At 70.7% G+C, this 14,496-nt stretch carries 12 protein-coding genes and 1 pseudogene; 7 read left to right on the top strand and 6 right to left on the bottom strand.

Annotated elements, in window-relative coordinates; translation table 11 throughout:
• Window positions 1-99 precede the first annotated feature (99 nt).
• From rhaI to ACZ561_RS03990, 4 genes are all read left to right on the top strand, one after another.
• Complete coding sequence (gene rhaI / locus ACZ561_RS04005) at window positions 100-1,260, top strand: L-rhamnose isomerase (protein WP_470989347.1); 1,161 nt, start codon at window positions 100-102, stop codon at window positions 1,258-1,260.
• Between the two features lie 56 nt (window positions 1,261-1,316).
• Window positions 1,317-3,356 carry a bifunctional aldolase/short-chain dehydrogenase gene (locus ACZ561_RS04000; RefSeq protein ID WP_470989344.1) on the top strand — a complete coding sequence of 680 codons (2,040 nt, stop codon included), beginning with the start codon at window positions 1,317-1,319 and terminating at the stop codon, window positions 3,354-3,356.
• Window positions 3,353-4,816, top strand: a complete 1,464-nt coding sequence (locus tag ACZ561_RS03995; protein WP_470989342.1) for a rhamnulokinase — start codon at window positions 3,353-3,355, stop codon at window positions 4,814-4,816. Before ACZ561_RS04000 ends, ACZ561_RS03995 begins: the two co-directional genes overlap by 4 nt.
• A gap of 280 nt (window positions 4,817-5,096) precedes the next feature.
• Complete coding sequence (locus ACZ561_RS03990; protein ID WP_470989340.1) at window positions 5,097-5,645, top strand: GNAT family N-acetyltransferase; 549 nt, start codon at window positions 5,097-5,099, stop codon at window positions 5,643-5,645.
• 78 nt (window positions 5,646-5,723) lie between these two features.
• On the opposite strand, the pseudogene ACZ561_RS03985 reads toward ACZ561_RS03990, so the two are convergent.
• From ACZ561_RS03985 to ACZ561_RS03970, 4 genes and pseudogenes are all read right to left on the bottom strand, one after another.
• Window positions 5,724-6,377: pseudogene (locus ACZ561_RS03985) on the bottom strand (hypothetical protein); the annotation flags it as partial.
• An 86-nt stretch (window positions 6,378-6,463) separates the two neighbouring features.
• Window positions 6,464-6,844 carry a nuclear transport factor 2 family protein gene (locus ACZ561_RS03980; protein WP_470989337.1) on the bottom strand — a complete coding sequence of 127 codons (381 nt, stop codon included), beginning with the start codon at window positions 6,842-6,844 and terminating at the stop codon, window positions 6,464-6,466.
• A 218-nt stretch (window positions 6,845-7,062) separates the two neighbouring features.
• Complete coding sequence (locus ACZ561_RS03975) at window positions 7,063-7,443, bottom strand: hypothetical protein (protein ID WP_470989334.1); 381 nt, start codon at window positions 7,441-7,443, stop codon at window positions 7,063-7,065.
• Between the two features lie 47 nt (window positions 7,444-7,490).
• A complete protein-coding gene (locus ACZ561_RS03970) occupies window positions 7,491-8,231 on the bottom strand; it encodes an NIPSNAP family protein (protein WP_470989332.1) in 741 nt (246 codons plus the stop codon).
• A 127-nt stretch (window positions 8,232-8,358) separates the two neighbouring features.
• Here ACZ561_RS03970 and ACZ561_RS03965 point away from each other — a divergent pair, with 127 nt between their 5' ends.
• Complete coding sequence (locus ACZ561_RS03965) at window positions 8,359-9,333, top strand: helix-turn-helix transcriptional regulator (RefSeq protein ID WP_470989329.1); 975 nt, start codon at window positions 8,359-8,361, stop codon at window positions 9,331-9,333.
• A gap of 67 nt (window positions 9,334-9,400) precedes the next feature.
• Here the strand turns inward: ACZ561_RS03965 and ACZ561_RS03960 are convergent, their stop codons facing one another.
• Entirely contained in the window at window positions 9,401-9,868 is a 468-nt protein-coding gene (locus ACZ561_RS03960; RefSeq protein WP_470989327.1) for a MarR family transcriptional regulator, read from the bottom strand.
• Between the two features lie 227 nt (window positions 9,869-10,095).
• On the opposite strand from ACZ561_RS03960, the gene ACZ561_RS03955 reads away from it, so the two are divergent.
• The gene (locus ACZ561_RS03955; RefSeq protein WP_470989324.1) at window positions 10,096-11,142 is read left to right on the top strand and encodes an alpha/beta hydrolase; all 1,047 of its coding nucleotides are present in this window, start codon (window positions 10,096-10,098) and stop codon (window positions 11,140-11,142) included.
• 138 nt (window positions 11,143-11,280) lie between these two features.
• Entirely contained in the window at window positions 11,281-12,810 is a 1,530-nt protein-coding gene (locus ACZ561_RS03950; protein ID WP_470989322.1) for a hypothetical protein, read from the top strand.
• Window positions 12,811-13,017: 207 nt separating this feature from the next.
• Here ACZ561_RS03950 and ACZ561_RS03945 read toward each other — a convergent pair whose 3' ends face one another.
• Window positions 13,018-14,367, bottom strand: a complete 1,350-nt coding sequence (locus tag ACZ561_RS03945; RefSeq protein ID WP_470989319.1) for a S1 family peptidase — start codon at window positions 14,365-14,367, stop codon at window positions 13,018-13,020.
• Between the last annotated feature and the right edge of the window lie 129 nt (window positions 14,368-14,496).

The raw sequence follows: 14,496 nt of genomic DNA, 5'->3' as shown, positions 1-14,496 counted from the left end.
GCCATCGGGCTTGCGCTGAGGCGGGGTTGACACCTTCAGCAGCCAACCCCTAGCTTCCGCTTGAATCGTTTCAGAGCGCCAAGCCGGAGGAGCCCTCGAGTGACCGACCTTGCCGCGGTGAAGGCCGCGCTGAAGACCCAGGCCGTCGAGACGCCGTCGTGGGCGTACGGGAATTCGGGGACCCGTTTCAAGGTGTTCACCCAGGAGGGCGTGCCCCGCACCCCGCAGGAGAAGCTGGCCGACGCCGCCAAAGTGCACGAGTTCACGGGCGCGGCCCCCACGGTCTCCCTGCACATCCCCTGGGACAGGGTCGACGACTACGCGGCGCTCGCGAAGTACGCCGGAGAGCGCGGTGTGAAGCTCGGAGCGATCAACTCCAACACGTTCCAGGACGACGACTACAGGCTGGGCAGCATCTGCCATCCGGACGCGGCCGTACGGCGCAAGGCCGTCGATCATCTGCTGGAGTGCGTCGACATCATGGACGCGACCGGTTCGCGCGATCTGAAGCTGTGGTTCGCCGACGGCACGAACTATCCCGGCCAGGACGACATCCACCAGCGCCAGGACCGGCTCGCCGAAGGACTTGCCGAGGTGTACCAGCGGCTCGGCGAGGGGCAGCGGATGCTCCTGGAGTACAAGTTCTTCGAGCCGGCCTTCTACACCACCGACGTACCGGACTGGGGCACGGCCTACGCCCACTGCCTCAAGCTCGGCGACAAGGCCCAGGTCGTCGTCGACACCGGCCACCACGCGCCCGGCACCAACATCGAGTTCATCGTCGCCACCCTGTTGCGCGAGGAGAGGCTGGGCGGGTTCGACTTCAACTCCCGCTTCTATGCCGACGACGACCTCATGGTGGGCGCGGCCGACCCGTTCCAGCTCTTCCGGATCATGTACGAGGTGGTGCGGGGCGGCGGTCTCACCTCCGACGTCGCGTTCATGCTCGACCAGTGCCACAACGTCGAGGCCAAGATCCCGGCGATCATCCGGTCCGTGATGAACGTGCAGGAGGCGACGGCCAAGGCGCTGCTGGTCGACGGGGACGCGCTCGCCGCGGCGCAGCGGGAAGGCGATGTCCTCGCGGCGAACGCCGTGCTCATGGACGCCTACGACACGGACGTACGGCCCCTGCTCGCCGAGCTCCGCGAGGAGTCGGGGCTCGCCCCCGACCCGGTCGCCGCCTACCGCCGCTCCGGCTGGCAGCAGCACATCACCGACGAGCGGGTCGGCGGCACCCAGGCCGGTTGGGGCGCCTGACTCCTCGCCTCGCGTACACCCGCACCATTCCGATGACGCAAGGAAGAAGTCCGATCATGACGCCCCATCCCGAGGCCGCAGCTCTTCTGGCCCGTTCCCATCGGCTCGGCGCCGATCCCCGCAACACCAACTACGCCGGCGGCAACGCCTCCGCTCAGGGCACCGACACCGACCCCGTCACCGGGCGGGACGTCGAGCTGATGTGGGTGAAGGGGTCCGGCGGTGACCTCGGCACGCTCACCGACGCCGGGCTCGCCGTGCTGCGCGTGGACCGACTGCGGGGACTTGTCGACGTCTACCCGGGTGTCGAGCGCGAGGACGAGATGGTCGCCGCGTTCGACTACTGCCTCCACGGCAAGGGCGGTGCGGCTCCCTCGATCGACACCGCCATGCACGGGCTCGTCGCCGCCGCCCACGTCGACCATCTGCACCCCGACTCCGGGATCGCGCTGGCCTGCGCCGCCGACGGGGAGAAGCTGACCGCCGAGTGCTTCGGGGACAGTGTGGTGTGGGTGCCGTGGCGGCGGCCCGGATTCCAGCTGGGACTGGACATCGCGGCGGTCAAGGAAGCCAATCCGCAGGCCATCGGGTGCGTTCTCGGCGGGCACGGCATCACCGCCTGGGGTGACACCTCCGAGGAGTGCGAGCGGAACTCTCTGCACATCATCCGGACCTCGGAGGTGTTCCTCGCCGAGCGGGGGAAGCCGGAGCCCTTCGGCCCCGTCATCGAGGGCTACGATGCGCTGCCCGAGGTCCAGCGGCGTGAGCGGGCCGCCGCACTCGCGCCGTACGCGCGGGCGATCGCCTCCCAGGACCGGCCGCAGGTCGGACACTTCGACGACTCCGACACCGTGCTCGACTTCGTGGCGCGGGCCGAACACCCCCGACTCGCCGCGCTCGGCACCTCCTGTCCGGACCATTTTCTGCGCACCAAGGTGCGACCCCTCGTCCTGGACGTGGCGCCCACCGCGCCGCTGAACGAGGCGATCACGCGTCTCAAGGAACTGCACGCGGCCTACCGCGGGGAGTACGCCGCCTACTACCGGCGCCACGCCGAGCCCGACTCCCCCGCCATGCGGGGCGCCGATCCCGCGATCGTGCTCGTCCCCGGTGTCGGCATGTTCTCCTTCGGCAAGGACAAGCAGACGGCACGCGTGGCCGGCGAGTTCTACGTCAACGCGATCAACGTGATGCGGGGCGCCGAGGCGGTGTCCTCGTACGCACCGATCGAGGAGTCGGAGAAGTTCCGCATCGAGTACTGGGCACTGGAGGAGGCCAAGCTCCAGCGGCTTCCCGCGCCCAGGGCGCTGGCGACCCGGGTGGCCCTGGTCACCGGCGCGGGCAGCGGAATCGGGAAGGCGATCGCGCACCGGCTCGTGGCCGAGGGCGCGTGTGTCGTCGTCGCCGACCTCAACACCGAGAACGCCACCGCCGTGGCCGACGAACTGGGCGGGCCGGACAGGGCCGTCGCCGTGACCGTCGACGTCACCTCGGAGGCGCAGATCGCCGATGCCTTCAAGGTCGCCGCGCTCGCCTTCGGCGGGGTCGACCTCGTCGTCAACAACGCCGGAATCTCCATCTCCAAGCCGCTGTTGGAGACGTCGGCGAAGGACTGGGACCTCCAGCACGACATCATGGCCCGCGGTTCCTTCCTCGTCTCCCGCGAGGCGGCCCGCGTGATGATCGCGCAGGAACTGGGCGGCGACATCGTCTACATCGCTTCCAAGAACGCGGTCTTCGCCGGTCCCCACAACATCGCCTACTCCGCGACCAAGGCCGACCAGGCACATCAAGTCCGGCTCCTGGCAGCCGAATTGGGCGAGCACGGCATCCGGGTCAACGGAGTCAACCCGGACGGCGTGGTGCGCGGTTCGGGCATCTTCGCCGGCGGCTGGGGCGCCCAGCGAGCCGCGACGTATGGCATCGAGGAGGAGAAGCTCGGCGAGTTCTACGCGCAGCGGACCATCCTCAAACGTGAGGTCCTGCCCGAGCATGTCGCCAACGCCGTATTCGCCCTCACCGGAGGCGAGTTGACGCACACCACCGGGCTGCACGTTCCGGTCGACGCCGGCGTCGCGGCCGCCTTCCTGCGGTGAGCGCGGCCGTGAAGTCGAAGGCGGCGAACTGTGCGGCGGTCGACCTCGGCGCGTCCAGCGGGCGCGTCATGGTCGGCCGCGTGGGCCCCGGCAGCCTGGAGCTGAGCGAGGCGCACCGCTTCCCGAACCGGCCCGTCCGGGTGCCCGAGGGGCTGCGCTGGGACGTGCTGTCCCTGTACACGGGAATCCTGGACGGGCTGAGGGCGGCCGGCGCGGTGGTGGATTCCGTCGGCATCGACAGCTGGGCCGTGGACTACGGACTGCTCGACGCAGACGGGGCTCTGCTCGGCAATCCCGTCCACTACCGGGACACGCGCACCGACGGGGTCGCGGAGAAGGTGTGGGCGACCGTCCCGGCAGCCGAGCTGTACGCGGCGACCGGTCTGCAGTACGCGCCGTTCAACACCCTGTACCAACTGACGGCCGCAGCCTCCTCGACCCAACTGGCGCAAACTCGGCGCCTGTTGCTCATCCCCGACCTGCTGACGTACTGGCTGACCGGTGAGCAGGGGACCGAGCTGACCAACGCCTCCACCACCCAGCTCATCGACCCCCGGACCCGGGACTGGTCCCGCGACATCGCCACCCGGCTCGGCATCGACCTGCGCCTGTTCGCACCCCTGCGTCAGCCCGGCGATCCGGCGGGTGTCCTACGGCCCGAGGTGCTGGAGCAGACCGGGCTGGCCGGTCCCGTACCGGTGACGGCCGTCGGGTCGCACGACACCGCCTCCGCCGTGGCCGCCGTCCCGGCCACCGGGGAACGTTTCGCCTACATCTGCACCGGAACCTGGTCCCTCGCCGGCCTGGAGCTGACGACGCCGGTGCTCACGGAGGACAGCCGCGCCGCCAACTTCACCAACGAACTCGGACTGGACGGCACCGTCCGCTACCACCGCAACATCATGGGCCTGTGGCTGCTCCAGGAATGCGTACGAGCCTGGGGCGACCCGGACCTGGGCGGGCTGCTGCGCGAGGCAGCCGCGGTCCCGGCACTGCGCTCGGTCGTCGACGCGGGTGACACCGCCTTCCTCGCGCCGGGCCGCATGCCGGAGCGCATCGCCGAGGCGTGCCGCGGATCCGGGCAGCCGGTCCCCGTGACACCCGCCGAAGTCACCCGCTGCATTCTCGAATCCCTCGCCCTCGCCCACCGCAAGGCCATCGAGGACGCCCAACGACTCGCCGACCACCCCGTCGACGTGGTCCACATCGTCGGCGGCGGCACGCGCAACGCGCTGCTGTGCCGGCTCACCGCCGATGCCTGCGGACTGCCCGTCGTGGCCGGCCCGCCCGAGGCCGCCGCGCTCGGCAACGTGCTCGTGCAGGCCAGGGGCCGTGGCCTGGTGGGCGACCTGGCATCGATGCGCCAACTGATCGCGGGCACACAGCCGTTGGAACGGTACGAGCCACAAGGCGACACCGCTGCCTGGAGCGCGGCCGAGGAACGACTCGCCCGCGCATGAACGCCGTCGGTGGCGGCAGGCGACGGCGGCAGGGTCACCCTCGAACCCGCCAAGGCGGGGTGGCGGAACGCCCACTGCGCGGCGCGCATGGCGGAACGATCGGCCGCGTGTCGGCTCGCCACCGGCCGACGCCTGGTCGCACGCACCCGCCGCTTCCACCCCCGTACGGTGCCGGGTCCGGGCCGTGTGAGCAGCACGGAACGCATCCTGGGCCGGTACGGCGCCCGCCGACGCCGTAAAGCGATGGACAGCTCTCTGGCGCTGGGCGAGTATCGCCGCGATGAACCACGCCCCTCACTCCCTTCCCAAGCGCGTCCGCTTCGTCGAACTCAACGCAAAGGCGCTGCGGGCGCTTGCCGACGGCGATCTCGCCGGCGGCAGCGCCGAGGCCGGGGTCGCCCTCGACGAACACTTCGTCGGCGAACGGGCCCGCTGGATCTTCGGCTATCGCGCCGACCAGCTCGCCCAGGACCCTTCCGTCGCGCCCTGGATCACGCGGGCCGCGGTGTCCGAGCCGGACGGAACCGTCGTAGGCGATGCCGGATTCCACGGGCCGCCGGACGAGGCCGGCACGGTCGAGATCGGCTACACCGTCGTGCCCGGGTACCGCCGTCAGGGCTACGCCCGTGCCATGGTGGCGGCGCTGCTCGACAGGGCCGCTGCCGAACCCGGCGTCAGGACGGTTCGGGCCGCCATCAGATCCGACAACAACGCCTCCCTGGCCACCATCGCGGGCTTGGGGTTCACACGCGTCGGCGAGCGCGGGAACGAGCACGACGGACTCGAGATCATCTTCGAGGTCCCGGCGGACACCATTCGGGCCAAGTAGCTCTACGGCCTCGGCGGCCGGGGCACCAGCTCCGCCATCACGGCAAGCGGTAGCGACGGGTTGGCGGCCGCTGCTTCGGTCGTGGGAGCCGTCGCAGGACGCGCCCGGCCGCAGATCGCAGTCGAGCCGGGGACATTGTGGATCATGCACGAACGGCGTCTCTTCGTGGTCGCAGACGAGGCACCGCTGTGCGAGAGGCAGCCCCTCGCCGGTGATCAGCGCCTCAAGCACGGCTGGGGGCGTTGCCTCGTTGGCCGCTACCCCACTGCGGACCTCGGCGTGCGGATGGGCCGCGAGTCGCGCAGCGACTTCCGGCGTCGTCCATAGAGCGAGCTCAGCGACGACCCGTACGTCCGTGTCCACAGCAAGCGTCTCCACCACGTCGAGCGGGAGGCCGGGGCAGGCAGCCAGCTGCTCCCGGCGCTCGGCCGTCGGATCGTCCGCGAGACGGCGCGCCCATTCCGGGCGGTCGGCGCCTTCACGGAGCAGGGCGAGGGCGATGTGCGGCTGCGCCACGGGGTCGATGTCTGCGACGGTCAGCGTGCCCTCGTGCGCGAGCCGACCTGCGCTCTCTTCGACGCGCGAGGTCAACTCGACCGCCTGCGCCTGGCTGAGGTCCGAGCGACCGGCCAGCGCTGTGGCGATGTCGGTGTCGGCGACCGCGATCAGCCGGTCGACCAGCTCGGACGGCAGTGAGGTATTGGCGGCGAGGCCACGCAGGACAGGGTTCACGGAGGGCATCCTGCCCGGCCGGCGGCCCCGTTGGCTCGTGGATTTCGTCCGCGGCAGGGGCCGATGGGCGACCTGACCGTCGGCAGTCAGAACATAGTGTTGGCGTTCTTGGACGTGGACGGGATGACCTGGAGGACGTCCCAGTGCTCGACGATCTTGCCGTTCTCGTCGAAGCGGAAGATGTCGATGCCCGCGTACTCGTCGTCGGGCCAGATCTGGTGGCAATGCAGCACGACGTGGTCACCTTCCGCGAGGGCGCGCTTGAACTCGACACGTTTGCCCGGGTACTCGGCAGTCATGCGGTCGAAATAGTCGATGAACGCCTGCTTGCCATCGGCAACATCGGGATTGTGCTGAGTGTAGGTGTCGCCGGCGTACTGATCGATGGCCTCGGTGGGACGGCACTGGTTGAACATCAGGTCGTAGAACGCCTTGGCGGTGTCCTTGTTCTGCTCCGGGTCGCTCATGGTGTTCACCGTAGGGTCGGGCGTCGGGCGAACGGCAGAGGCACACCCACGAGCGAGCGGCAGCGCAGCCGAGCGAGCGACACGCCTCCCGGGCGACCCGGCTCCAGGCGGCCCCGCTCCGGGCGACCCGGCTCCCGGCGGCCCCGCTCCGGGCGGCCCCGCTCCGGGCGGCCCGGCGAGCTCCGAGTCTCCCATCCTCGCAGCCGTCGTCTCCGCCCTCAGGCGCGCGGTGGCTCGGTGTGCTCCAGAGCCTTTCGGGCTGCGAGGTAGCCGGCGATTCTGAACGCCAGTTCGTGCGAGCCGAACTCCTCGGCCCGGACGTGGCGCAACACCACGTGGGTGGCGGTCACGATTCCGTGCTCGGGTCGGCTCAGCTGCTCCTCGAGCCCTTCGGCGATCGCGGTGAAGAATCCGGGCAGGCGATCCCGGGGTTCGAAGTCCACCGTCAGCCCTTCGGCCACCTCGAACGAGAAGCCCTGGTCCGCGGGCTCGAAGTCCACCTCGATCTGGGCGAAGTGCGGTGCGCAGTTCTGCCGTTGATGCCGCACACGCACGCCACGGATCGGGTAGGGCGGGAACCGGCGCGGCACGGATGTCACGCCGGAACACTATCGTCACCCACCGACTGGATCGGCCGCCCGGCCGCTCAGCGGATGAGTGAGCGGCCGGTGGGCGCCAGTCGGAGCGTGTGGGGGGCTGATGCCTGTTCCCGGCCGATACCCGGCAGGATCTCGTCCCGCACGAGGGGATGGACCTGGATCGAGGCAACGTGTCGGCGATGAGCTTCCTCGTCCGGGTACGAGGTGAAGACCGCAGTGACGTTCTCTCCCGTACGGACCGGCAGTCTGGTGAATGTGTTGTGCGCCGTCTCCGTGGTGAGGACGGCCAGCGGCGCGGGCCCCGTCGTGCGTAGGACGGGAACCAGGCCGTCCCGGATCAGTGCGATGCCGTCGGACCGTCCGGGCGGGAAGGACCAGACAGTGACGGAGATGAACCGGTCAGGTGCGGTCGCACTGCCGCGCGGCCGCTGGGCCGGAGAGACGGTGAATCCGGTCTCGGTCGACAGGGGACGCAGCAGCAGGACGTCGTCGGAGGCGATCATGGTGGCGTTGGCCTGGGGTCCGTGCTCGGCCCAGACGGGTCCGCCGTAGAAGGCCGTCAGCGCGCGGTGGCGCACCGTCATGTCCCGGAATCCGCGCAGCCAGACGAAGCGGTCCGGATCGTCGAGGTCCCGGAACTGGCCGAGCACCATCATCCCCGTCTCTTCCTGGGTCTCGACGAACTCTCGGTCGAACAGGTCGATGAGCTCGTCTCGCCGGCCGGGACGCAGCGTGTACTGGCGGAGCTCGATCACTGCGGGGTGGCCGACGGGGTCGGTGGAGGGCACGGCGGGCTCCTGTTCGGTGGGCGTTCCCGGATGTGGCTTCCGGCTCGTTCGGGCGGAGCCGGGCGCGTATCGAAGGTAGGCAAGCCGCGTGTCAGGGGCTGTCAGTGTTTCCGAGGAGAATGTGTCCATGTCCGCCGGTCGATTGCTGTCGCTGCTGCTGTTGCTGCAATCCCGTGGCCGCATGTCCGCGCGAGGCATCGCCGACGAGCTGGGGGTGTCCGTGCGGACCGCCTACCGTGACGTGGCGCGTCTGCAGACCGCCGGGGTCCCGGTCTACGCGGAGCCGGGCCCCGGTGGCGGCTATCAGCTGCTCGACGGCTATCGCACACGACTCACCGGGATGACCGAGGGCGAGGCGCGGGCGCTGCTGTTCGCCGGACTGCCCGGGCCGGCCGCCGATCTGGGCCTGGCGGCGGAGGTGACGGCGGCGCGGCTGAAGCTACTGGCCGCGCTGCCGGCGGGACTGCGCGAGGAGGCGGCGCGGACCGCGGCCGTATTCCACCTGGACGCACCCGGCTGGTACCGGGAGCCCGAGGAGACGCCTCATCTCCGCTTGTTCGTCGATGCGGTCCTCGCCCGACATGCGGTGGACGTGCGTTACCGCCGCTGGCGCGCGCCTCAGGAGGTGAATCGCCGCGTTCGCCCCTACGGCCTGGTACTCAAGTCCGGCGTCTGGTACCTCGTGGCCGCCACGAGGAGCCGGATCGCGACCTACCGCATCACGCAGGTTCTCGACGCCGCGCCGAGCGACGAGCAGTTCGAACGGCCGCGGGACTTCGACCTGGGCACGTACTGGGCCTCCTACCTCGACGACTTCAGGAGCCGCCGCTACACCGGCACAGCCACCATTCGCCTCTCCCCGCGGGGACTGCAACGCCTGCCCGACAACGTGTCCCCCGAGGTGGTGCGGGCCGTTGAATCCACCGCCACCGCTGTCGGCGACGACGGCTGGGTCGAGGCCGTCATCCCGACCGAGAGCACCGACCATGCCTGCGGCGAGCTGCTGCGGCTCGGTATCGACGTCGAGGTCGTCGCACCGCCCGAACTGCGCCGGGCCATGGCCGGCATCGTGGACGTACTCGCCCGGACATACGGGCTCTGACGTCCGCACGCGTTTCCGAGGGGCGTGGCCGGACCGGGCTCCGCGGCCTGGGTCGGCGTGCGGACGGCTAGGGCAGGGTGCCGCCGGTGTTCCGGATCATCTGCCGGAGCACCTTGAGGGTGGTGACGTAGTCGGCGTCGTCGATGCCCCGGTGGATACGGCCGCGGAGTGCCGGGGCGTGCCGCTTGATCTCGACCCGGGCCTCGTCCCCCGATTCGGTGATCCACAGTCGTCCCCTGTCGTCACGGGTGAGGAAGCCGCGCTCCAGGAGCGCTTCGGCCTCGGCTCCGAGGTCGTCTTCGGGCCTGATGTAGGTGCTCATGGCCTGCCGGAGTTCGGGGATCGTCATGCCATGGCCGTCGGGTGAGATGTCACGCTTCGACAGGTTGCGCAGCAGCCAGAACTGCGGCTGGGTGAAGCCCAGTTCGACCAGATGGGCTCGTGTGGACGCGATGAGGGCTTCGTAGGCCAGTCCGGTCCAGTACGCGGCGGGCTGTGCGGCGAGGTCCGTGTCGGAGAGGTGTCGTGTCGTCATGTGCGGTGCTCCCCTTGTACGAATCGTTGGTGCAAGCACCGTAAAATCTGAAGCTTGGTTGAGGTCAAGAGACGACGTGGCTCTGGGGCGGCAGTGTCGTACCGAGGTGATTGACTACGCCGCATGGACCTCGCGCGAGCATTCCCTGCGTGCACGGCGGCTGTGCCGACAACCAGTTCCGGTCGGGGTGTCGCCCGGTACTCCCTTCCTCGGCGAGGCGGCCTGTCGTGAGTGGCGGTGGTGCGTGGTCGGAGCCGGGTGCTGTCCCGACGACGTGGGTTGCACCCCCGTTCGACCCCGAACTGCGTGCGGTCCTGGCGGCTTTCGGGGACGAGGCGAGGGAGCCGATCACGCCGGAGAACCTTGCGGAGCGGCAGGAGCGGGATGCCGCGGCCCGGCCGAGGCCGACGGTCGGCGATCTCCGGGCGGATGGCCTCTTCGAGGTGGATGAGCTGCGGGTGCCGGGAGCCTCGGGCGGGCGGGACGTCACGCTCGTGAGCGCACGGCCCGCCGCGCTCTCCGGCCCCCTGCCGTTGCTGTACTACGTGCACGGCGGCGGGATGATCATGGGCAACGCGTGGTCCGTGCTTCCGCAGGTCCTGCGCGAATGGGCACTCCCGCTGGGGTTGGCGGTCGTCTCCGTCGAGTACGGGCTGGCTCCGCAGGTGCAGTATCCCGGGCCCGTGGAGGACTGTTACGCCGGACTTCTCTGGGTGACTGCGCACGCGGCCGAACTGGGCATCGACGCGGACCGCATCGTCATCGGAGGGAAGAGTGCCGGCGCTGGTCTCGCCGCGGCGCTCGCTCTGCTGACCCGCGACCGGGGCGGTCCCACCCCGATCGGTCAGCTGCTTCTGTGTCCGATGCTCGACGACCGTGACGACACGTTCTCCAGCCGCCAGATGGCCGGTGTCGACACCTGGGACCGGACCTCCAACGCGACCGCGTGGCAGGCGCTGCTGGGCGACCGCTACGGCGCCGCGGACCTGCCGCCCTACGCGGCTCCCGCCCGTGCCACGGATCTGTCCGGGCTGCCGCCGGCGTACATCGAGGTCGGGTCGGCCGAGACCTTCAGGGATGAAGACGTGGCGTACGCCAACGCGATCTGGCGGGCCGGCGGCCAGGCCGAATTGCACGTATGGCCCGGGGCCTTCCATGGCTTCGACACCTTCGCGCCAGAGGCAGCGCTGAGTCGGGATGCCCGCGAGACCCGTTCCCGCTGGCTTCGGCGAATCCTCACTCAGCCCGAGGCGAACGGCGGGCCCGTCCGCTGAGCACGGTTCGGCCGCCGGGCGGGTGGTGTCCGCTGTCCCCCGTGCCGTGCGGCCGTCGGCACCCGCAGGAGTGGCTCACCTGAATGGAACGCGCGTCGGGTCGGGAGTCGGCCCGCCGCCGACGGCAGCCTGACTGTCATGCGTGACAACGGCGTGATCAGCCAGGTGCGGGCCGGTGTGGCGGGCAGAGCGTGGGAGAGGCGGCCTGCCGGCACGGCCGCCGGCGATCCGCTGCCGTGGCTCGCCGGCGTCTCCGCCGCCCTGACACTCTTCCATCTCGCCCTGATCGCGCCGGGGCTCGGGCTCGGCTGGGACGAGACGGTGTACGTCAGCCAGGTGAGCGGAGAGGCACCGGCGGCGTTCTTCAGCGCCCCACGCGCCCGCGGGATCACCTACCTCGTCGCACCTCTCACCGCGCTGACCCCTTCCATCACAGCGCTACGCGTCTACATGGCCGTGCTGGCCGGCTGCGGACTGTTCCTCGCGCTGTGGGTGTGGCGCCGACTGCTGCCCGCACCCGTTCTCGGGTTCGCGGGCGGGCTGTTCGCCGGCCTGTGGGTCACCATGTTCTACGCCTCGCAGGCAATGCCCAACCTCTGGGTTGCCTACGGGGCGCTCGCCGCGGTCGGCTGCTTCCTGCGGGCCGTACGGGACCCGAACGACCGGTGGGCGCCGGCCGGCATGGCCGCCGGGGTGGCGTTCGCCGCGCTGATGCGTCCCACGGACGCCGTGTGGCTCGCCCTGCCGCTGGCCGTCGCGGCCGCCGCGATGCGGGCTCGGCGGTGGTGGCTGCTGATGGTCGCGCTCGGCGCGGGTCTGGCTGTCGGATCAGCCGAATGGATCGCGGAGGCGTACGTGTCGTACGACGGGCTCGCCGAGAGACTGGACCGGGCCAGCGAGATCCAGGGCCGGCTCGGCTGGTACTTCTCCGTCGACGACCATGTGCGCGCCCTGGGCGGGCGGTTGCTGTGCCGCCCGTGTGACGTTCCCTGGCGATATCCCGTCGCCACCCTGTGGTTCGTCGCGCTGCCGCTGCTGGTCACGGCGGGTGTACGGGCCGCCGTCCGCGCCCGTCACCACCGTACCGAGCTGGCGGTGGCGACCGTGGTCGGTACGGTGCTCGCCGCCCCGTACCTGTTCACCGTCGGATACGCGGCACCGCGCTTCCTGCTGCCTGCCTACGCGCTGCTCGCGTTGCCCGTCGCGTACGGCCTGGTCCGGGCATGCCGGCCCCGGCCGCGCGGGCGCCGGATCGTGGTCGGTCTCATGGTCCTGACCGTGACCGCGCACCTGGCGATCCAGTACGCGATGGCCGACGGCACGGCCGACCGGGTGCGCCGCGACACGGTCGACCTCGGGCGCGTCACCGCCGAACTCAACACTCTGGGTGTACGGCCGCCGTGCGTGGTCAGCGGCGTGGAGGCCATCCGCGTCGCGTTCCGCGCCGGCTGCGCCTCCCGCCAGCCCGACGGCCACGACGAGAGCATCACGCCGGAACGACTGGCCGCCACCGCCCTCGACCAGCCGGTCGCGATCGTGGTGTGGGGCGGGGGTCGGCCTCCGCCGTACGCCGCAGCCTGGTCGGCCCATCCCCTGCCCGACCTCGGCAACTGGACCGGCCTGCGCGCCTACGTCTCGGGCGTTCGACCGCCGGAAGCGGGCCGCTGAACGGGCGGGCCGCCGGCTGCGTCGCCGTACGGTGCGGTCTCTGTCACCCGACACGAGCGACCCCGCAGGGGGGTGGAGGCCCGCCGCATCTCGGGGGACTGGGGTGAAGGTCCAGGAGGGACCGCGTCGCGATCCGTCGCCGCCCTGGACAACGGGCTGCGGCCCTGGGCAGCCATCCGTGCCCAGGGCCGCTCCCCTCCGTCGCCGTCAGCCGACGCCGTGCCCGTCTGCGCCTTCCTCAATGCCACCGTTGCCGTCGCCGACGTCGCCGTTGCCGTCGCCGACATCGCCGCCGTTGTCAGCGCCACCGTCACCGATGCCACCGTTGTCGGCGCCACCGTTGTCAGCGCCACCGTCACCGGCGCCACCGTTGTCAGCGCCACCGTCACCGGCGCCACCGTTGTCAGCGCCACCGTCACCGGCGCCACCGTCACCGGCGCCACCCGCGCCGATCTGGGCGCCGACGGCGGCCAGGGCGGTCGTCACCGGCTGGAAGAACGTCTCGCCGCCCGAGGTGCAATCGCCGCTGCCGCCGGAGGTGAGGCCGACGGCGTTCCCGTCCCGGGTGAACAGGGCGCCGCCGCTGTCGCCGGGCTCCGCACAGACGTTGGTCTGAATGAGCCCCGAGACCGTGCCCTCGGGGTAGTTCACGGTGGCGTCGAGGCCGGTCACCTGGCCGTCCCGCAGACCGGTCGTGCTACCCATGCGGAACACTTCCTGGCCGACCGCCGCGTCGGCCGCCTGCCCGATCTCCACGATCTGGCCGTCGCCGATGTCCACAGCGCTCGGGGCTTCGGTGTTCGGGTCGTCGTACGTCACGAGTGCGAAGTCGCCCTCACCCGGGAAGACGGCCTCCTGCACGGTGCCGATCGGCTCGCCGTTCTGCTGCTCCGACCACTGCGCGACGGCGACGCCGCAGTGTCCCGCCGTGAGGAAGCCGGGCTGACCGTCTTGGGTGGTGACGTTGAAGCCGAGCGAACAGCGCGAGCCGCCGCCGAAGATGGCATCCCCGCCCTCGATGAAGGGCTTGAACTCGCCCTTGGACTTCTGGATGCGGGCGACGCCCTCGCCCAGCGCGCGGACCGCGTCCTCGACCTTGTCCCAACGCTCACCGGTGACCGTACGGTCGGCGGTGACCAGGACCTGGTTCGTCCTCGGGTCGATCGCCCACGCGGTGCCGGGAACCGATGCCTTGTCGCTCAGCGAGTTCATCGCGGAGGTGAGTGCCGAGCGGCTGTTCTGCACGCTGCGCGCAACCGCGCCGGCCCTCGTGACCTCGACGTTGACATTGTTGTTGTCACCCACGACGTTCACGACGAGCTGCTGCTTGTCCGCGTCGTAGTAGGCGCCGCCGTAGGAGTCACCGAGCTCCTTGCCCAGCTGCTGGAGGAGTCGCGTGGCCGATGCGGCGCTCATCTTTCTCGGCGAGCCCGACTGCTCCCCCGCGCCGTCCTGCGAGGCATTGGCCTGCGGCAGCACGATCGCCGCCGCGACGATGCCCACCGCCCCTGCACCCGCAAGAATGGCCTTCCGCTTGGGTATTCGCCTGTGACTCAACTCTTCGCCTCCTGTGTGGGGGTACGGACTGCAGTCGCCGCGAGGGCAACCGGGGGGACGCGTCCGGCCTTTCATACGGGGGCGGGAGGAGATCTGTTCATCGCCTCCGCAAAGAACCTGAAGTCATGT

This window comes from Streptomyces sp. NPDC039609 (assembly GCF_055596705.1).
Note: the sequence above shows the minus strand (reverse complement) of the source record. Positions and strands in the feature narration are given on the sequence as shown.

Coding starts and splice junctions, on each gene's coding strand:
- ACZ561_RS04000 (WP_470989344.1), top strand. CDS start 1,317: ATGACGCCCCATCCCGAGGCCGCAGCTCTTCTGGCCCGTTCCCATCGG.
- ACZ561_RS03950 (WP_470989322.1), top strand. CDS start 11,281: ATGCGTGACAACGGCGTGATCAGCCAGGTGCGGGCCGGTGTGGCGGGC.
- ACZ561_RS03965 (WP_470989329.1), top strand. CDS start 8,359: ATGTCCGCCGGTCGATTGCTGTCGCTGCTGCTGTTGCTGCAATCCCGT.
- ACZ561_RS03980 (WP_470989337.1), bottom strand. CDS start 6,844: ATGAGCGACCCGGAGCAGAACAAGGACACCGCCAAGGCGTTCTACGAC.
- ACZ561_RS03990 (WP_470989340.1), top strand. CDS start 5,097: ATGAACCACGCCCCTCACTCCCTTCCCAAGCGCGTCCGCTTCGTCGAA.
- ACZ561_RS03960 (WP_470989327.1), bottom strand. CDS start 9,868: ATGACGACACGACACCTCTCCGACACGGACCTCGCCGCACAGCCCGCC.